General features: G+C 62.5%; 15 protein-coding genes. 7 read left to right on the top strand and 8 right to left on the bottom strand.

Annotation, left to right across the window (positions count from 1 at the left end):
• Nucleotides 1-160: 160 nt before the first annotated feature.
• Together V5F23_RS18620 and V5F23_RS18615 are read left to right on the top strand one after the other, a co-directional pair.
• The gene (locus tag V5F23_RS18620) at nt 161-685 is read left to right on the top strand and encodes a DUF6586 family protein (protein WP_042729271.1); all 525 of its coding nucleotides are present in this window, start codon (nt 161-163) and stop codon (nt 683-685) included.
• A 106-nt stretch (nt 686-791) separates the two neighbouring features.
• Entirely contained in the window at nt 792-1,025 is a 234-nt protein-coding gene (locus tag V5F23_RS18615) for a hypothetical protein (RefSeq protein WP_042729282.1), read from the top strand.
• 71 nt (nt 1,026-1,096) lie between these two features.
• On the opposite strand, the gene sulA is transcribed toward V5F23_RS18615, so the two are convergent.
• Together sulA and lexA are read right to left on the bottom strand one after the other, a co-directional pair.
• A complete protein-coding gene (gene sulA / locus V5F23_RS18610) occupies nt 1,097-1,570 on the bottom strand; it encodes an SOS-induced cell division inhibitor SulA (protein WP_042729270.1) in 474 nt (157 codons plus the stop codon).
• A 10-nt stretch (nt 1,571-1,580) separates the two neighbouring features.
• Nucleotides 1,581-2,189, bottom strand: coding sequence for a transcriptional repressor LexA (gene lexA, locus V5F23_RS18605; protein ID WP_042729269.1), 609 nt, complete (start codon nt 2,187-2,189; stop codon nt 1,581-1,583).
• A 229-nt stretch (nt 2,190-2,418) separates the two neighbouring features.
• Between lexA and V5F23_RS18600 the strand changes: the two genes are divergently transcribed.
• Together V5F23_RS18600 and nagZ are read left to right on the top strand one after the other, a co-directional pair.
• Nucleotides 2,419-3,126, top strand: a complete 708-nt coding sequence (locus V5F23_RS18600; RefSeq protein ID WP_042729268.1) for a TetR/AcrR family transcriptional regulator — start codon at nt 2,419-2,421, stop codon at nt 3,124-3,126.
• A gap of 171 nt (nt 3,127-3,297) precedes the next feature.
• On the top strand, nt 3,298-4,296 hold the full coding sequence (gene nagZ / locus V5F23_RS18595; RefSeq protein WP_172679759.1) for a beta-N-acetylhexosaminidase: 999 nt from the start codon (nt 3,298-3,300) through the stop codon (nt 4,294-4,296).
• Nucleotides 4,297-4,412: 116 nt separating this feature from the next.
• Here nagZ and V5F23_RS18590 read toward each other — a convergent pair whose 3' ends face one another.
• From V5F23_RS18590 to mfd, 3 genes are read right to left on the bottom strand one after another with little or no spacing between them, the layout of a single operon-like run.
• The gene (locus tag V5F23_RS18590; RefSeq protein ID WP_042729266.1) at nt 4,413-7,106 is read right to left on the bottom strand and encodes a DEAD/DEAH box helicase; all 2,694 of its coding nucleotides are present in this window, start codon (nt 7,104-7,106) and stop codon (nt 4,413-4,415) included.
• An 11-nt stretch (nt 7,107-7,117) separates the two neighbouring features.
• Nucleotides 7,118-7,684 carry a CsiV family protein gene (locus V5F23_RS18585; protein ID WP_042729265.1) on the bottom strand — a complete coding sequence of 189 codons (567 nt, stop codon included), beginning with the start codon at nt 7,682-7,684 and terminating at the stop codon, nt 7,118-7,120.
• Nucleotides 7,685-7,694: 10 nt separating this feature from the next.
• Nucleotides 7,695-11,144, bottom strand: coding sequence for a transcription-repair coupling factor (gene mfd, locus V5F23_RS18580; protein ID WP_338496006.1), 3,450 nt, complete (start codon nt 11,142-11,144; stop codon nt 7,695-7,697).
• Nucleotides 11,145-11,312: 168 nt separating this feature from the next.
• Between mfd and V5F23_RS18575 the strand changes: the two genes are divergently transcribed.
• Nucleotides 11,313-12,776, top strand: a complete 1,464-nt coding sequence (locus V5F23_RS18575; protein WP_042732681.1) for a glyceraldehyde-3-phosphate dehydrogenase — start codon at nt 11,313-11,315, stop codon at nt 12,774-12,776.
• 147 nt (nt 12,777-12,923) lie between these two features.
• Here the strand turns inward: V5F23_RS18575 and V5F23_RS18570 are convergent, their stop codons facing one another.
• Nucleotides 12,924-14,222: an MFS transporter gene (locus tag V5F23_RS18570; RefSeq protein WP_042732682.1), complete on the bottom strand. Its 1,299-nt coding sequence runs from the start codon at nt 14,220-14,222 to the stop codon at nt 12,924-12,926.
• Between the two features lie 233 nt (nt 14,223-14,455).
• Here V5F23_RS18570 and V5F23_RS18565 point away from each other — a divergent pair, with 233 nt between their 5' ends.
• Both V5F23_RS18565 and sthA read left to right on the top strand, forming a co-directional pair.
• A complete protein-coding gene (locus V5F23_RS18565; protein ID WP_338498960.1) occupies nt 14,456-15,445 on the top strand; it encodes an FAD:protein FMN transferase in 990 nt (329 codons plus the stop codon).
• A gap of 212 nt (nt 15,446-15,657) precedes the next feature.
• Nucleotides 15,658-17,052, top strand: a complete 1,395-nt coding sequence (gene sthA / locus V5F23_RS18560) for a Si-specific NAD(P)(+) transhydrogenase (protein WP_003183399.1) — start codon at nt 15,658-15,660, stop codon at nt 17,050-17,052.
• 42 nt (nt 17,053-17,094) lie between these two features.
• On the opposite strand, the gene V5F23_RS18555 is transcribed toward sthA, so the two are convergent.
• Both V5F23_RS18555 and V5F23_RS18550 read right to left on the bottom strand, forming a co-directional pair.
• Nucleotides 17,095-17,817 carry a glycerophosphodiester phosphodiesterase family protein gene (locus V5F23_RS18555; RefSeq protein WP_042732712.1) on the bottom strand — a complete coding sequence of 241 codons (723 nt, stop codon included), beginning with the start codon at nt 17,815-17,817 and terminating at the stop codon, nt 17,095-17,097.
• Complete coding sequence (locus tag V5F23_RS18550) at nt 17,814-18,410, bottom strand: PilZ domain-containing protein (protein WP_042732711.1); 597 nt, start codon at nt 18,408-18,410, stop codon at nt 17,814-17,816. The genes V5F23_RS18555 and V5F23_RS18550 overlap by 4 nt, the downstream gene beginning before the upstream one ends.
• Nucleotides 18,411-18,501 lie beyond the last annotated feature (91 nt).

Raw genomic sequence — 18,501 nt, 5'->3', positions numbered from 1 at the left:
TCGGGTGAGAACCCTCTTGTAAGCCCCAGTGAACAGGAAGGCCGCATGACAACCCCGGGGTTTTCATGCGGCCTTCCTGTTTTTGGCTTGCGGGCCTTCGGTCGATCCACGACACTGTCGCCCTTGCGTGACGCTTTTATTTTGTTGGAGAGGTGCCGCCATGGCCCACGAACTCTATACCCGCACCAATCAAAAGATTTATTTCGCCGGCCTGTCGCTCGAAGCGCTCGCCAGGGCCGAGGATGGGCGCGCGATGAATTCCCCGGCGCTGCTGCAGGCGGGGCGTGAGTCCGTGCTGTTCCACCTTTACGGTGCTCTATTGGGGTTGTGCCATGAAATTGCGGGGTTCTATCGCCTGCCGCAAGCGAATGCGTCCCGGGCCGAACAACTGCTGACCCGCGAAGTGCTGGAAACCCTCGCCATCCCGGAATTGGCCGAAATGGTCGAGCTGGCCCACAACCCGGAAACCTGGCTGGCGAAACTGTTGGCTGCCCATGCGGCGCTCTTCCAGCCGCCACGGGCCCCTCGCAAGCCCAAGGGGGACGTGACCCAGCCGTTGATCGTGGCGGTCAACCTGGACGAAGAAGAGCCTGAGCAGGTGTTGAGCCGGGAGGAGCTGGAAAGCTGGCGGCAGAACCTCAAGAGCCTGGCACTACGCTTTCGCGAAGGGCTGAATGAGTGCTGAGTTACGGCTCGGCCCAAGACATTCGCTGACAACGCTTGGTCAAGATCCCGAGCGAAGCGGTTCCGATGACTATATAATCCTCGCCTTTCGTGGAGAACAGACTTTTATGCCTACGTCCTTTCTAGAAATTGTCGAACTTCCTGATGGCCGCATCGAGCTGCGCAGGGCCGAGGATGAGGGTTCCCTGGTGACGCTGAACTTCTCCGAAGACGCCAAGGCATTCCTTCAGGGCCAGCACGTCGAGGTCGCCAAGGCGATGCTGAGCGTGGGTGTCCAGATGGCGGGGCGCCTGGTTGAAGGCGACCTCAACAAGGAAGAGGGCCCTCGGGTTCTTCATTGATCCCGTCCGTCGGCTTTTTAGAAGCACTGTACTGACCGGCTTCTCTGTTCTGGAGAAGCCCTGCGCTTGCCTTAGCCCAATCGAATATTCAAGCTTTGTGCGTCCCCGGTGCGAGCGGCGCTGATCAATTGTTGCCGCGCGGTCGCGGTCAACGGATTGATCCAGCTGACGACGGTATGGCTACGGCCCAGGCGCAACGCTTCGCAGGTCAATTGTTGCGCGCTTTGGGTCCCGCGTGGTTGAAGCAGCAGGATCCGTTCGCGATTCAGGCCGGCATCGCGCAACCAGGCTTGGGTGACGCTGGCCGGTGGGGCGATCAGCGTCAACCAGCGAGCATCCTGGTCCTGGCTCAACTCTCGCAGGATCGGCGCGAGCAGGTTCAGGCAATTCCCGGCTGCACCCCGTAACGACAGTTCGCTGAAAGCCTCGGGTTCGACGCCCCAGGGCGATTCGATGACCTCTTTCAGGACTGGAACCAGCGGTTGGGCCATGAATGCCTCGAACAGCGGCAGTTGTGTGTGTTGTGGGGTGTGAGGGAATTGCATAAAGCCTCCTTTAGCGGCGGATCACGCCGACGCTCAAGCCTTCGATGACCAGGTCCTGATCTTTCAGGTTTACTTCGATAGGCGCGAACTCGGGGTTCTCGGCAATCAACCAGACCTTGCTGCCGTCGCGCTTGAAGCGCTTGACGGTCACTTCGTCGCCGATGCGCGCCACCACGATCTGGCCATTACGGGCTTCGCGAGTGGTATGAACGGCCAGCAGGTCGCCGTCGAAGATGCCGATGTCCTTCATGCTCATGCCGTGTACCCGAAGCAGGTAATCAGCTCGCGGGTGGAAGAACGAAGGATTGATGTTGCAGGACTCCTCGACGTGTTGCTCGGCGAGGATGGGAGCACCGGCGGCCACGCGACCAATGATCGGCAGGGTAGTGTCGTCGGCCTTGGCTTCGAAGCCCGGGATACGAATGCCGCGGGAGGCCCCCGGGGTCATTTCGATTGCACCCTTGCGGGCCAGCGCCTTGAGGTGTTCTTCAGCCGCATTGGGCGACTTGAACCCCAGTTCCTGGGCGATTTCCGCACGGGTCGGCGGGTAGCCGTTGTCTTCGAGGCAACGTTTGATGAAGGCCAGAATCTCTGCTTGGCGTGGCGTCAGCTTTAGCATATTGATCGCTCTGTCTTTTTATACAGTGACTGGGATTATATACAGTGGGCGACGCTTGGCAATCCTCCTTTTTTCACCAGGCGCTGGACGGTCGCCCGCGCCATGGCTACAGCCCGTTCAAAGGTGTGGTTAAATAGCTGACCGGGCGTTCGCAAAACGCCCGCGCAGACTTGACAACCCACAGGCTGAAACGTATGTTTCAAACAAGTGTTTGTCAGGCGGAGTAGTCATGGCCCAGTCGGAAACCGTTGAACGCATCCTCGATGCTGCCGAGCAGTTGTTCGCGGAAAAAGGTTTCGCCGAAACCTCGTTGCGCCTGATCACCAGCAAGGCCGGGGTCAACCTGGCGGCGGTGAACTATCACTTCGGTTCGAAAAAGGCCTTGATCCAGGCCGTGTTCTCGCGCTTCCTCGGGCCGTTCTGCCTGAGCCTCGACCGCGAGCTGGAGCGTCGCCAGGCCAAGCCCGAGGTCAAGCCGACCCTGGAAGAGCTGTTGGAAATCCTGGTCGAGCAAGCCCTTGTCGTGCAACCTCGCAGCGGCAACGACCTGTCCATCTTCATGCGCCTGTTGGGCCTGGCGTTCAGCCAGAGCCAGGGGCACTTGCGGCGTTACCTGGAAGACATGTACGGCAAGGTGTTCCGCCGTTACATGTTGCTGGTCAATGAGGCGGCGCCGCGTATCCCGCCGATCGAGTTGTTCTGGCGCGTGCACTTCATGCTCGGCGCCGCCGCGTTCAGCATGTCCGGTATCAAGGCACTGCGAGCCATCGCGGAAACGGATTTCGGCGTGAACACCTCGATTGAGCAGGTGATGCGGCTGATGGTGCCGTTTTTGGCCGCCGGCATGCGCGCCGAAACCGGCGTGACCGATGAAGCCATGGCGGCCGCGCAATTGCGCCCGCGCAGCAAATCCGTCCCGGCGCTCGCCAAGGCGTAAGGGCATGGGTGGGCGCAGCGGCCTACATCCGCTAAGCTAGCCGCCCATGCCGACTCTCGTTTCGAATCCGTCCTATCTTCCATTGCGTCACCGCGACCTGCCGGGCCTGTTTCCTGGCAGTGTTGTTGCGCGCGGGTTCATCTTTATCAAGGAAATCCTATGACTGCTGGCCTGCAAGGCTCGTTGATGGTGGACGTCGCCGGTACCTGGCTGACGGCCGAAGATCGCCACTTGTTGCGTCAGCCCGAAGTGGGTGGCCTGATCATTTTTGCCCGCAACATCGAGCACCCGCGTCAGGTGCGGGAGTTGAGCGCGTCGATCCGTGCCATCCGGCCCGACCTCCTGCTGGCGGTGGATCAGGAAGGCGGCCGCGTCCAGCGCCTGCGCCAGGGCTTCGTACGCTTGCCGGCGATGCGGGCCATCGCCGATAACCCGAATGCCGAATACCTGGCCGAGCAGTGCGGCTGGATCATGGCGACCGAGGTGCTGGCGGTTGGCCTGGACCTGAGCTTCGCGCCGGTGCTGGACCTCGATTACCAGCGCAGCGCGGTCGTCGGCAGTCGCGCCTTCGAAGGTGATCCCGAGCGCGCAGCCCTATTGGCCGGGGCCTTCATCCGTGGCATGAGCGCCGCCGGAATGGCCGCCACCGGCAAGCATTTCCCCGGGCACGGTTGGGCCGAGGCGGATTCCCATGTGGCGATCCCCAACGACGAACGTAGCCTGGAACAGATCCGCGCCAACGATCTGGTACCCTTTGCCAGGCTCAGCCAGCAACTGGCGGCGGTCATGCCGGCCCATGTGATCTATCCTCAGGTCGATCCCAACCCGGCCGGATTTTCCCGGCGCTGGCTGCAGGATATCCTACGCGGCGAGCTGGGTTTTGACGGGGTGATTTTCAGCGATGACCTGTCGATGGCCGGCGCCCATGTGGTGGGCGATGCCGCCAGTCGTATCGAAGCCGCCTTGACGGCCGGTTGCGACATGGGCCTGGTGTGCAACGATCGCGCGGCCGCCGAGCTGGCCTTGAGTGCCGCCCAGCGCTTGAAGGTCACGCCCTCGGCGCGGATCGCCCGGATGCGCGGCCGCGCCTTTGCCTCCACCGAGTACCGCCAGGACCCTCGCTGGCTGACCGCGGTCGGGGCGTTGAAAGCGGCGCAATTGATAGATTGAGGGGCGCTGGGCTGGGGCAGGTTGCCCGCAAGGATTGAGGTCAGTCAGTACCGTGGCGACTGACCTCCCGAATTCGCGAGCAGGCGCCATCAAGGTCAACGCAACACTGCGCCGCCTCAGCGCTTTTCCAGCTTGTCCGGCAACGGCGCAAACAGCGCTTCGATATCGTCGCTCTGCAACTTCCAGTCGCCGGCCACGCGTCCATCCAGGACGCCGGCGGCGAGGTCGGATTTTTCCTTTTGCAGTAGCTGAATCTTTTCTTCTACCGTGCCCCGGGCAATCAATTTGTAGACGAACACCGGTTTTTCCTGGCCGATACGGTAAGCGCGGTCGGTCGCCTGGTTTTCGGTGGCCGGGTTCCACCATGGGTCGTAGTGAATCACCGTGTCGGCTTCGGTCAGGTTCAGGCCTACGCCGCCGGCCTTCAGGCTGATCAGGAAAATCTGACGCTTGCCGCTCTGGAATTCCTTGACGGGGGTGCGTCGGTCGCGGGTCTGTCCGGTCAGGATGGCGTAGTCGACGCCGCGTTTCTTCAGCTCATCTTCGATCAGCGCCAGCATCGAGGTGAACTGGGAAAACAGCAGCACCCGCCGGCCTTCTTCGAACAGTTCCTCCAGCATGCCCATCAGGCTGTCGAGCTTGCCCGAAGTGCTGCCTCGGGTGGGGAGGGCGGCATCGTTGATCAGGCGCAGATCGCAGCACACCTGGCGGAGCTTGAGCAACGCTTCGAGGATGATGATCTGACTGCGGGCGACGCCTTTGCGGGTGATTTCGTCGCGCACTTTCTTGTCCATGGCCAGGCGCATGGTTTCGTAGACGTCCCGCTGGGCGTCGCTGAGTTCCACCCAATGGATGATCTCGGTCTTGGGTGGCAACTCAGTCGCCACCTGTTCCTTGGTCCGGCGCAGCAGGAAAGGTTTTATCCGACCGTTGAGGTGCTGCAATCTGACGTCGCTGCCGCGCTTTTCAATGGGGGTACGGTAATCGCGGTTGAAGCTCTTGACGTCCCCGAGCCAGCCCGGCAACAGGAAGTGGAACAGCGACCAGAGTTCACCCAGGTGGTTTTCCAGCGGTGTGCCGGACAGGCACAGCCGTTGCCGCGCATTGAGCTCACGGGCGGCCTGGGCGGCCTTGCTGGTGGGATTCTTGATGTATTGGGCCTCATCGAGGATCAGCACATGCAGCGGCTGTGCAGCCAGGCGCTCGACGTCCTTGGGCAGCAGCGCATAGGTGGTGAGGACCAGGTCGTAGTCGGCCAGTCGCTCGAAGTGTTTCTTGCGCCCGGCGCCATACAGGGCCAGCACCTTGAGCTGCGGCGTGAAATGGGCCGCTTCGTCGAGCCAGTTGGGAATCAGGCTGGTGGGCATCACCACCATGCACGGCCGGTCGAGGCGCCCGGCATTTTTTTCGCTGAGAATGTGCGCCAGGGTCTGTAGGGTTTTGCCCAGGCCCATGTCATCCGCCAGGATGCCGCCGACCTCCAGCTGGCGCAGCGACTGCATCCAGCTCAGGCCTTCGAGCTGGTAGGGTCGCAGCGTCGCGTTCAGGCCTTCGGGCGCGGCGGCGGTGTAGTCCTTGATGTCGCGCAGGCGTTGGGCGAGGCCACGAATGTATTCGCCGCCTTCCCAACTCAGCGGCATGTCTTGCAGCGGGTTCAGGCGCAAGGCGTCCGCGCTGTTCAAGCGCAGCTTGGTGGTGCCGGGCTCTTGCAAGTAGAACTCGCCCAGGGTCGCCAGTACCGGTTTCAGCCGACCGTAGGGCAGGGCCACTTGTTGCGGGCCGAACTCGGCGTTCGGGCGAGTGGGCAGGTTGACCAGGATAAGCTCGTCGTCGCGGCGCCTGGCCAGGCGTTCCGGGTTGAACAGCTCGATGTGCGAGCGCATCAGGTTCAACAGGATTGGCAGCAGGCTCAGGCGCTCGCCGTTGACGATGATCCCCAGCTCGAGGTCGAACCAGTCCCGCTCCGGCGTTTCCTCCACCGTGGCATACCAGTCATCCACGGCGGTCAGGTCGAAGCCGAATTCCTCGTCGATCTGCAACTCCCAGCCTTGCTCACGAAGTTTGGGCAGGTCATTGAGGGTGAAGGTCAACCAGGCGCTGTCGTTGACCATCTCATACAGCTCGCCGGCGCTTTCCGGCAACGCCTTGCTCTGCCGGGTCGCGACCTTGAATCCGAGGATTCGCAGTTGTTCGCGGTAGGACTGTTCCACATCGGTATGGCGCTTTATCCGCAGCGTCTGGGTTTCCTGGCGCAGCAGCACGTCGCTGTTGCGTTGGCCGCTGACATACTCGCCCAAGTAGCTGAAGGACAGCGCCGCACGGTGCTGGATGTAGCGTTGCATCTTGCCGTTGCGCGGCTCGAAGGCGCTGAACTCGATGCTTGCCAGCCACAGGCGTGGCAGTGGTTGCACGTTGTCCACCAGCACCTGGGGCGGTGCCTTGGGGCTGCGGTTGTCCAGCACCGACTGGAGTTTTTCCAGCAACTGCGCGTCTTTTTCGGCAGCCGGGTAGGCCAGGGTTTCCTGCACTTGCAGAAGAACCGCCGCGCAATGCTTGCAGTTGATGCGCACCGGGCAGGAGCACGCGGCGTCAAGCAGGATCAGCGTGCCTTTGGCCGACTCCTTGAGGCGAATGGTCTGACGGTAGACGCTACTGCCAGAGCCTTCGCAACTGGCGGTGATGGTGCTGTCGCCGGCCTCGACGATCCTGACCCGGTTTTCCAGCGCATAGCGGCGCCCACGCTCCAGGCTTTGTTCCTTGAATCGATTGACCCAGGAAGGGGCCAGGGGTTTGCTCAGGGGCGAGGGCATAGGTGCGCCACTCAGTCCGGAATGACGTCAGGGGACTGGCGGGGTGCAGGCGCGGTCAGCGAGGTGAGCTTGATCAGCAGGCCAAGGTGGCCATTGTCGAGGAAGTTCAGCTGGCCATTCTTGGTGTGACTCTGCTGTTTCAGGCGTTCGCTGGCGGTGACCAGCCCATTGGCGTCGATCTGGTTGATCCAGAAGTCGGCGTCGACGTCGGTGAAGCGGCCCAGTTTCAGTTCCAGGGTGCCCTCGATGGGGAATTGCCCGAACTGTTCGGTGCCCTCGCTGATGGCAATCTTGCTGCCCTGTTCGCCGACGTTCTGCTGCCAGGCCTTGTGCATCAATACCGTGTATTGGCCGCTGGCGTTGAGTTTTTCCACGATGGCGCCCAGTGCCGGTGTGCGTTGGGCATTGGCGTCCAGGCGTCGCGCGCCGGCGTCCCAGTCTTCCGGCGCGGCGCGGCTGATGATTGCCGGCTCCGCGTTCTGCCGCACCAGGATCATTTCAACCTGATACAGGTCGTCGGCAAACGCCAGGGGAGCGACCAGGGTCATCAACAAGGTCAGTGAGCGAAACAGGCGCATGTGGCGTCCTTCAAGCAGTGGTCGGGGTTAGGCGCTCGAACAGCGCTTCTACGGTATTGAAACGCTCTTCCGGGCGTTCCATGGGCACCATGAACTTGAACATCGTGGCGCCTTCGAACTTGTAGCGCTTGGGCTGGCCCTGGATCAGCTTGATCAGCACCAGTGGGTCGACCGGTGTCTGGGCCTCGAACTCAATGCGCCCGCCATTGGGGCCGCCATCGACTTTCTTGATCCCCAGTTGCTCGGCCTTGAGCTTGAGCAGCGTGGTGCGGACCAGGTGCTTGGTCGGTTCCGGCAGCAGGCCGAAGCGGTCGATCATCTCCACTTGCAAGTCTTTGAGGCCTTCCTCGTCGCTGGCCGAGGCGATGCGTTTGTAGAGGATCAGCCGCGCGTGGACGTCCGGCAGGTAGTCTTCGGGTATCAGCGCCGGCACCCGCAGGTTGATTTCCGGTCCGCCGCCCAGCGGTTGGTCGAGGTTCGGCTGTTCGCCCTTGCGGATCGACTTGACCGCCCGTTCGAGCATTTCCATGTACAGGGTGAAGCCGACGGCCTGGATCTGGCCGCTCTGGCCGTCGCCCAGCAATTCGCCGGCGCCGCGGATTTCCAGGTCGTTGGTGGCCAGCACGAAGCCGGCGCCCAGGTCCTGGGTGTTGGCGATGGCCTCCAGGCGCTTTTCCGCGTCCGGAGTGATCTGCTGGCGCGGCGGTGTCAACAGGTAGGCGTAGGCCTGGTGGTGGCTACGCCCGACCCGACCACGCAACTGGTGCAACTGGGCCAGGCCGAACTTGTCGGCCCGCTCGATGATGATGGTGTTGGCGCTCGGCACGTCGATGCCGGTCTCGATGATGGTCGAGGCGATCAGCACGTTGAAGCGCTTGTGGTAGAAGTCGCTCATCACCTGTTCGAGTTCGCGTTCGCGCATCTGCCCGTGGCCGATGCCGATGCGGGCTTCCGGCACCAGTTCGGCCAGGTCGGCGGCGCATTTCTCGATGGTCTTCACGTCGTTGTGCAGGTAATAGACCTGGCCGCCACGCAGCAACTCGCGCAGCAGGGCTTCCTTGACCGTGCTCTTGTTCTGCTCCATGACGAACGTACGCACCGACAGGCGCCGGGCCGGTGGCGTGGCGATGATCGACAGGTCGCGCATGCCCGACACCGCCATATTGAGCGTGCGTGGGATCGGCGTGGCGGTCAGGGTGAGGATGTCGACTTCGCTGCGCAAAGCCTTGAGCTGTTCTTTCTGGCGCACTCCGAAGCGGTGTTCTTCGTCGATGATCACCAGCCCGAGGTTCTTGATCTTCACATCGTCCTGCAGCAGCTTGTGCGTGCCGATGACGATGTCGATCTTGCCTTCGGCCAGGTCCGCGACGGCGGCGTTCACTTCCTTGGCGGACTTGAAGCGGCTCATCACTTCCACGGTCACCGGCCAGTCGGCGAAACGGTCGCGGAAACTGTTGTAATGCTGTTGGGCGAGCAGGGTGGTGGGCACCAGGATCGCTACCTGCTTGCCGGCGTGCACGGCGATGAACGCGGCGCGCATGGCCACTTCGGTCTTGCCGAAGCCCACGTCGCCACACACCAGGCGGTCCATCGGCTTGGGTGCGAGCATGTCGGCGCGCACGGCTTCGATGGTGGTCTGCTGGTCGACGGTTTCCTCGAACGGGAAGCCGGCGCTGAAGGTTTCGTAGTCGGCCTTCGGGTCGGCGAATGCATACCCTTCGCGGGCGGCACGGCGGGCGTAGATGTCGAGCAATTCGGCGGCCACGTCGCGCACCTGTTCGGCGGCTTTGCGCTTGGCTTTCTGCCAGGTTTCCGAGCCCAGGCGATGCAGGGGGGCGAGGGCATCGTCGCTGCCGGTGTAGCGCGCGATCAGGTGCAGGTTCGCCACGGGAACGTAGAGCTTGGCGCCTTCGGCATATTCGAGGGTCAGGAATTCGGCGGCCTGGCCGTCGATTTCCAGCGTCGCCAGGCCCAGGTAGCGGCCCACGCCGTGGTCGATGTGCACCACCGGGGCGCCTTCGCGCAACTCGGTGAGGTTCTTGATGACGGCGTCGTTGGCGGCGTCGGCGCGTTTCTCGCGGCGCCGACGCTGCATGACACGTTGGCCGAACAGTGGGCTCTCGGCCACCAGGGCCAACGCCGGGTCGTCGAGTACCAGGCCTTCATCCAGCGGCGCGATGGTGATCGCCAGGCGATCTTTGCTGGCGATGAAGTCCGGCCAGCTTTCGACCGTCCTGGGCCGCAGCTTCAGGCGTTCGAGTAGCTCCAGCAGCACTTCGCGGCGCCCTGCGGTTTCGGCGGTGAACAGCACGCGGCCAGGAAAACCGTCGAGAAAACCCGCCAATGCCGCCAGCGGTTGCGAGGCCTTGGCTTCGATCGCCAGGTCGGGCAACGGCCTGGCCGGAAAGCGCTCACGACCAACGCCGGTTTCCACGTCCTGCTGGCTCGCCACCACGCGTGGCCAGTGCTTGAGGCGGGCGAAACAGTCTTCGACCGGCAGGAACAGTTCGGCCGGCGGCAATAGAGGCCGGGAAGGGTCGACGCGACGCTCTTCGTAGCGGTTGCGCACGTCGTTCCAGAAGTTCTCTGCCGCCTGTTCGATACCGGGCAAGGAGAACACCTGGGTGTCCTGGGGCAGGTAGTCGAACAGGGTCGAGGTTTCTTCGAAGAACAGCGGCAGGTAGTACTCGATGCCGGCGGGAGTGATCCCGCTGCTCAGGTCCTGGAAGATCGGGCAACGCCGGAAGTCCACGTCGAAGCGTTCGCGAAAGCGCGCCTTGAAGCGCGTCACGGCCTCTTTCTGCAGCGGGAACTCTTTGGCCGGCAACAGGCGGATCGACTGGACCTTGTCGATGGAACGCTGGTTTTCCGGGTCGAAGGTGCGCAGGGTCTCGATTTCGTCATCGAACAGGTCGATGCGATACGGCAGCTTGCTGCCCATCGGGAACAGGTCGATCAGCGCGCCGCGTACCGCGAACTCGCCGTGCTCGTACACCGTGTCGACGCAGCGATAGCCGCTGGCCTCCAGGCGGGTGCGCATCTGCTCGACGTCGAGCTTCTGGCCGATGTCCAGCACCAGGCTGCTGCCGAGCAGAAATTGGGTCGGTGCCAGGCGATGTAGGGCCGTGGTGATTGGCACTACCAAAACGCCATGACTGAGCTCCGGCAGCCGATAGAGGCTGGCGATTCGCTGGGAAATGATGTCCTGGTGGGGCGAAAAAAGATCGTAGGGCAGGGTTTCCCAGTCCGGGAAATGCAGCACGGGCAAGTCCGGCGCGAAGAACCCCAGCGCCTGCTCCAGCCGTTCGGCACTTTGGCTGTCGGCGGTCAGCAGCAGGGTAAAGCGCTTGGCAGCGCTGGCAGCCTCGGCGATGGCCAGGCTCAGGGCGGCACCGGGCAGGTTGCCCCAGTGCTGTTTACCTGCCGCGGCAGGGAGATGCGGAAGACGCAGAACGGGCACGGAAGATTGAGCTCCAGCGTTGCGACAAAGTCGACAAGTGTAGCGGGGGAAGGGGGCTGCTGTCAGTCGCAGACTGGCCTGGCAGGCAGGAAAACCATGGTGCGACAGGCGCGCATTGCTCCGCCGTGGACTCGGCGGCATAATGTAGCCCCTTTTTTCAGCCCCTACATGTGGAAGGTTCCCGTGACTCAGAAGCCCGACCAGTGTCTTGGTGAATGGATTGATCGTGAAGCGCTCGCCGAAGCGATGATCCCTCTCATCGGTCAGCTCTACCGCAATAACAACGTGGTGAGCTCGATCTATGGCCGCAGCCTGATCAACCAGTCTGTCATCGCGATTCTCAAAGCCCACCGCTTTGCTCGCCACCGTCAGTCCGACGACAGCGAATTGTCCGTCCACGAAACTTTCCCCCTGCTCAAGGCGATGAGCGAGCTCAAGCTCGGCGCCGCCTCGGTGGACCTGGGCAAGCTGGCCGTCAAGTTCAAGACCCAGGCCAACGGCCGTACTGCCGAGCAGTTCGTGCGCGAGGAAATGGCCGACGTGGTTGGCCAGCAGAACGCTTCGGCGCGTAAAGGCACCGACGTGGTCCTGTACGGCTTCGGCCGCATCGGCCGCCTGCTGGCGCGCATCCTGATCGAGAAGACCGGTGGCGGCGACGGCCTGCGCCTGCGGGCCATCGTGGTGCGCAAGGGCGCCGAGAACGACCTGACCAAACGTGCCAGCCTGCTGCGCCGTGATTCGGTCCATGGTTCGTTCAATGGCACCATTACCATCGACGAAGAAAACAACACCATCTGCGCCAACGGCAACCTGATCCAGGTGATCTACGCGAAGAACCCGACCGAGGTGGACTACACCCAGTACGGCATCAAGGACGCACTGCTGGTGGACAACACTGGCGTATGGCGTGACGCCGACGGCTTGGGCCAGCACCTGGCCTGCCCGGGTATCGACCGCGTGGTCCTGACCGCGCCTGGCAAAGGCAAGCTGAAGAACATCGTCCACGGTATCAACCATGGCGATATCACCGCTGACGACAAGATCGTTTCCGCCGCTTCCTGCACCACCAACGCCATCGTGCCGGTGCTCAAGGCCGTGAACGACAAGTTCGGCATCGTCAACGGTCACGTTGAGACGGTTCACTCGTACACCAACGACCAGAACCTGATCGACAACTTCCACAAGGGCGATCGCCGTGGCCGCAGCGCCGCGCTGAACATGGTCATCACCGAGACCGGTGCGGCCACCGCCGCTGCCAAGGCCCTGCCTGAGCTGGCCGGCAAGCTGACCGGCAACGCCATCCGCGTTCCGACGCCAAACGTGTCGATGGCCATTCTCAACCTGAACCTTGAGAAAGCCACCAGCCGCGAAGAGATGAACGAGTACCTGCGCTACATGGCGCTGCACTCCGACCTGCACAAGCAGATCGACTTCGTCAATTCGCAGGAAGTGGTGTCCACCGACTTCGTGGGCTCGCGCCACGCCGGTGTGGTCGATGCTGAAGCCACCATCTGCAACGACAACCGCGTTGTGCTGTACGTCTGGTACGACAACGAGTTCGGTTACAGCTGCCAAGTGGTTCGCGTGATGGAAGACATGGCCGGTGTGAACCCGCCAGCGTTCCCGCGCTAAGCTCTCGCCGCACATGAAAACGCCCCGACTTGTCGGGGCGTTTTTTTTGTCTGGTTTTTTGCTGTGACGGGTAGGTCGTCTTCGCGGGCAAGCTCGCTCAATAAGCGGACAAATTGTGGGAGCGGGCTTGCCCGCGAAGGCGATCGATCAGGCGCCTCCGACTACCGAAGCCTGCGCAGTGCGCAACGCATGACGATTGCCCTTGAACAGTACCAGGGTTGCAATCAGCCCCAGCACCGCCGCACCACTGAGCCATATCCCCGGCGCCGCCTTGTTGTCGAGCACATGGATCAGATAAGTACAGGCCGCCGGCGTAAACCCGCCGAACGTTGCGGTCGCCAGGCTGTAGGCCAGGGAAAAACCGGTGGTGCGCACTTCTACCGGCATGATTTCCGTCAAGGCCACCACCATGGCGCCGTTGTACGATCCGTACAGGAACGACAGCCACAATTCGACGATCAGCAAATGGCTGAAACTGGGGTTCGCCACCAGCCAGGACAGCGCCGGGTAGGCGGTCAGGATGGCCAGGATCGTCGCGGCAAGCAGCAAGGGCTTGCGTCCGATCTTGTCCGAAAGTGCCCCCATCACCGGCAGCCAGAAGAAGTTCGACAGGCCAATGCACACGGTGACCAGCAATGCATCCAGGTCCGACAGGTTCAACTCGGCTTTGCCGAAGGTCGGCGTGTAGGCGGTGATCAGGTAGAACGACACCGTGGTCATCACCACCAGTGCCATGCCGGCCAGGACGATACCGAAGTTCTGACCGATGGAGCGGATGATCTCCGACAGGGTAGGGCGATGTTTTCTCGCCTGGAACTCAGGTGTTTCTTCCAGGGAGCGACGGATCACGAAAATCGCCGGGACGATCATGCAACCCACCAGGAACGGCACGCGCCAACCCCATTCACCCATCTCCTGTGGGCTGAGCCAGTGATTGAGGCCCACCCCCAGCAGGCCGGCGAAGACCACGGCCGCTTGTTGGCTGGCCGATTGCCAACTGACGAAGAAGCCCTTGCGCCCCGGCGTGGAGATTTCCGCCAGGTACACCGATACGCCACCCAGTTCGACCCCGGCGGAGAAGCCTTGCAGCAGGCGGCCCAGCAGCACCAGCAAGGGAGCCGCCACGCCCAGGGTGGCGTAGCCGGGCACGCAGGCGATCAGTATCGTGCCGGCGGCCATCATTGCCAGGGTGATGATCAGGCCTTTGCGCCGGCCGTGGCGGTCAATGTACGCACCGAGGAAAATCGCCCCCAGGGGGCGCATCAGGAACCCGGCACCGAACGTGGCCAGGGACAGCATCAGCGAGGCGAACGCGCTGTCGGTCGGGAAGAACGTCTTGGCGATGGCCGTGGCGTAGAAGCCATAGACCATGAAGTCGAACATCTCCAGGAAGTTGCCGCTGACAACGCGGAAAATCGCCTTGCCGTTGCTTGTATTGGAAGACATGAAGGGGTACTCACTCTGGCAAATCTTGTAGGGGGTTGTATCTCTCTGTGGGAGCGGGCTTGCTCGCGAAGAGGGCGGCACATCCAAGAGAGATGCCGCCCGCGCAATCGCGTTCGCGCGCAAGTCCGCTCCCACAGGTTTTGCGTCTGGACTGACTGGCGCTCAAGCCCATAATGGCGGGCGTGGTTTTGAGGGGAGATGAAGATTTGTTAACTGGACGCTGGCGCAAGCTTGTGTTTTTCGTGGGCATCCTGTCCGGCTGTGGCAACGGCGACACCCTGGAGCGTTTCGACGGTCCGACCATGGGCAGTCGCTATTCCATTCAATACGTCAGCCATCGGGCCACGCCTCGTCCGGAAGCGGTGCAGGCCGAGGTGGAAAGTATCCTCGCCGATGTGGATCGGCAGTTTTCGACCTACCGCAGCGACTCGGACATCGAGCGCTTCAACGCGCTGTCGGCCAACAGTTGCCAGGTGATGCCGGCTGCGGTGCTGGAGTTGGTGCGGGTGGGCGAGCAGTTGTCCGTCCAGAGCGACGGCGCCTTTGACCTGACGGTAGAACCGTTGCTGAACCTGTGGGGGTTCGGCCCGCAGTCCCGGGGCGAGCAAGTGCCCAGCGCCGAGGCCTTGGCCCAGGCCCGCCAGCGCGTCGGTCATGGTCATTTGCGCATCGAGGGCGACCGGTTGTGCAAGGACGCCGCGGTGGAAGTCGACTTCAACAGTATCGCCGCCGGCTACGCGGTCGACCGGATCGCTGCCCGGCTCAAGGCCCTGGGCATCGACAGTTACCTGGCCGAAGCCACTGGCGAACTCAAGGCGGTTGGACGCAAGCCCGATGGCTCGCCCTGGCGCGTCGCCCTGGAAGAGCCCCGGGATGACCGGCAGGTGGCTGAACGCGTTATCGAAGTCGATGGCTACGGGGTTTCAACATCTGGCGATTACCGCCGATATTTCGAACAGGACGGCGCGCGCTATTCCCACACCTTCGATGCACACACCGGTGCACCGGTCCTGCACAACCTGGCGTCGGTCACGGTGATTCATCCTTCGGCGCTGATGGCCGATGGACTGTCGACGCTGTTGCTGATCCTCGGGCCTGAACGGGGGTGGGACTATGCCGAGAAACACGGCATCGGGGTATTTTTCGTGATGCGTGACGGCGAGCGTTTTGTCACGCGTACCAATGATGCGTTTGAACGGATCAGTAGCGGGAAAACCCAGTGATGACAGCTTGACGAAAGGCTACCTGTGGCGAAATAGCGCAGGCAAAACTAGCCTCTGACGCGACCAAGGGGTAATGTGCGCGGCGTTGACGCTTCTATAGACTGTGGCCGGGCTCGTGAACCGGCCTGAAAATTGTTCCTTCATGCCGCGACCCGGCATGATTTAGCCGCAGGTACCATACCGGGTGCCGCGGCCTGTTCTGAGGAGTACGCATGGCTGTCTACAACTACGACGTGGTGGTACTGGGTTCCGGCCCGGCGGGGGAAGGCGCGGCAATGAACGCCGCCAAGGCAGGGCGCAAGGTGGCGATGGTCGACAGCCGTCGGCAGGTCGGCGGCAACTGCACCCACTTGGGCACCATCCCGTCCAAGGCCTTGCGTCACTCGGTCCGGCAGATCATGCAGTTCAACACCAACCCGATGTTCCGGGCCATCGGTGAGCCGCGCTGGTTCTCCTTCCCGGACGTGCTCAAGAGCGCCGAGAAGGTCATCTCCAAGCAAGTGGCCTCGCGTACCGGCTACTACGCCCGTAACCGGGTCGACGTGTTCTTCGGCACCGGCAGCTTCGCCGACGAGCAGACGGTGGAAGTGGTCTGCGGCAATGGCGTGGTCGAAAAACTGGTGGCCAAGCACATCATCATCGCCACCGGTTCGCGCCCGTACCGTCCGGCCGACATCGATTTCAACCACGCGCGTATCTACGACAGCGACACCATCCTGAGCCTGGGCCATACCCCGCGTAAGCTGATCGTCTACGGCGCCGGCGTGATCGGTTGCGAATATGCCTCGATCTTCAGCGGCCTGGGGGTGCTGGTGGAACTGGTGGACAACCGCGGCCAGTTGCTGAGCTTCCTGGACTCGGAAATCTCCCAGGCCCTGAGCTATCACTTCAGCAACAACAACATCACGGTGCGTCATAACGAAGACTACGACCGCGTCGAAGGTGTCGACAATGGTGTGATCCTGCACCTCAAGTCCGGCAAGAAGATCAAGGCCGACGCCTTGCTCTGGTGTAACGGGCGTACCGGCAACACCGACACCCTGGGTCTGGAAAACATCGGCGTGAAGGTCAACAGCCGCGGCCAGATCGAAGTCGACGAAAACTACCGCACCTGTGTGCCGAACATCTACGGCGCCGGTGACGTGATCGGCTGGCCAAGCCTGGCCAGTGCCGCCCACGACCAGGGTCGCTCGGCCGCCGGCAGCATCGTCGACAACGGCAGCTGGCGCTTCGTCAACGACGTGCCGACCGGTATCTACACCATTCCGGAAATCAGCTCGATCGGCAAGAACGAGCAGGAACTGACCCAGGCCAAGGTGCCGTATGAAGTGGGCAAGGCCTTCTTCAAGAGCATGGCGCGGGCGCAGATCGCCGGCGAGCCGCAAGGCATGCTCAAGATCCTGTTCCATCGCGAGACCCTGGAAGTGCTCGGCGTGCACTGCTTCGGCTACCAGGCCTCCGAGATCGTGCACATCGGCCAGGCGATCATGAACCAGCCGGGTGAGCTGAACACGCTCAAGTACTTCGTTAACACCACCTTCAACTACCCGACCATGGCCGAAGCCTATCGGGTAGCGGCCTACGACGGGCTCAACCGGCTTTTTTGAGTGGCTCCGGCCGGTGGCCTGAGCCGGCCGGGGAGACCGATTTCAGCCATTCCCGAGCGTGGCGGTGGCCAAACCGGGAAAGTCTGTAATCAGGCTGTCAGCGCCAAAGTCGGCGAGCCTGCGCATCAGCGCGGGTTCGTTGACGGTCCACACCGACACATGCAAACCCTGGCGCTGGGCCTTGATCAGGCGCTCGGGGGTGCACAAGGTCCAGTTCAACGCCAGAATCTCGCAGCCATAGCCCTGGGCAACCTTCAGCGGGTCGAGCCAGGCGTATTCGGCCACCAGGCCGCGGGAAATGTCCGGGGTCAGCTCCAGGGCCGCCTTGAGCACCTCCCGGGAGCTGGAGGTGATGGTGATCTTGTCCAGCAGTCCGAAACGCTGGGCCATTTCACGGATCCCCAGCACCGTGGCGGCAGCGCGGGTGCGCGAGGCGCTCTTGACCTCCAGTTGCCAGTGCTCGAAATCACATTGCTCGAACAGCTCTTCCAGGCGTGGGATCGGGCATGGCTTGATCCAGCCCGGGCCACCCTTGCGCGCATCGTAGGTCACCAGCTCGGCAGCGGAATGCTCCACCACCTTGCCCCGACGATCCGTGGTGCGCTTGAGGGTCGGGTCGTGGATCACCATCAACTCGCCGTCCATGGATAAATGCAGGTCCAGTTCGCAACGGCGCACGCCGTGCTTGAGGCATTCCTGAAAACCGGTCAGGGTGTTTTCCGGTGCTTCGCCCTTGGCGCCGCGGTGGCCATAGATGAGGGTCACGGTTCTTCCTTATTGATACCTGATTCGTTCAGTTCCCGCGCCAGGCGCCGCTCTTGCGCCTGTTTCTGCAGGATGTAGCGGGCCAGCAACTGACGCTGGGCGTCGGTCGGGCGTTCAAATTCGGTGCCGACGTCATAGCCGCCGCCCTTGGGATCGCAATGGGTCACCCGAGCGCGCAGCAACAGGCCGAGGGCCTGGGGCATCAGCACCAGCTTGATTGACAGGTGGGCGCCGACGGCGACGGGCGTGGGGTATTGGAAATCGATGCCGCCTTCGGAAATGATCACCGGCTGCGGCTCGCCGATCTCGCCGAGCACGGTCAGGGCCACGACCTGGCTGAGCAGGTCGATGCGGCGGTTCATGGCCTTGAGGTACGCCGCGATGCTGCGTTCGCGCTCGCTGATCTGGCGCAGCAGATGCTGGGACTCGAATTCGCTCAGGTGCAGTTCGCTGAGCAAGTTGAACAATGGAGACGCATCCTGCAACACTTCCTGGCCGGCAGCTTCAGGAATGGACAGGGGCCGAATTTCCAGTGCGATCATGTCCTCGATACGGTAGTATTCGCGGCGATCTTCTTCATCTAATGTCGACATGGCGAACCCATGGTAGCGGCGGTGGTCTGAGTGTAAAGCTGGTTTGTGACCCCCGCCACAAGGACGTTCCTTTTCCCTCCGAACAAGCCCC

Origin of the sequence: Pseudomonas sp. WP18 (assembly GCF_036689585.1) — a bacterium.
In the GTDB taxonomy this organism is placed as follows: Bacteria; Pseudomonadota; Gammaproteobacteria; order Pseudomonadales; family Pseudomonadaceae; genus Aquipseudomonas; species Aquipseudomonas chlororaphis_E.
This window is presented reverse-complemented; position numbering and strand designations above follow the sequence as displayed.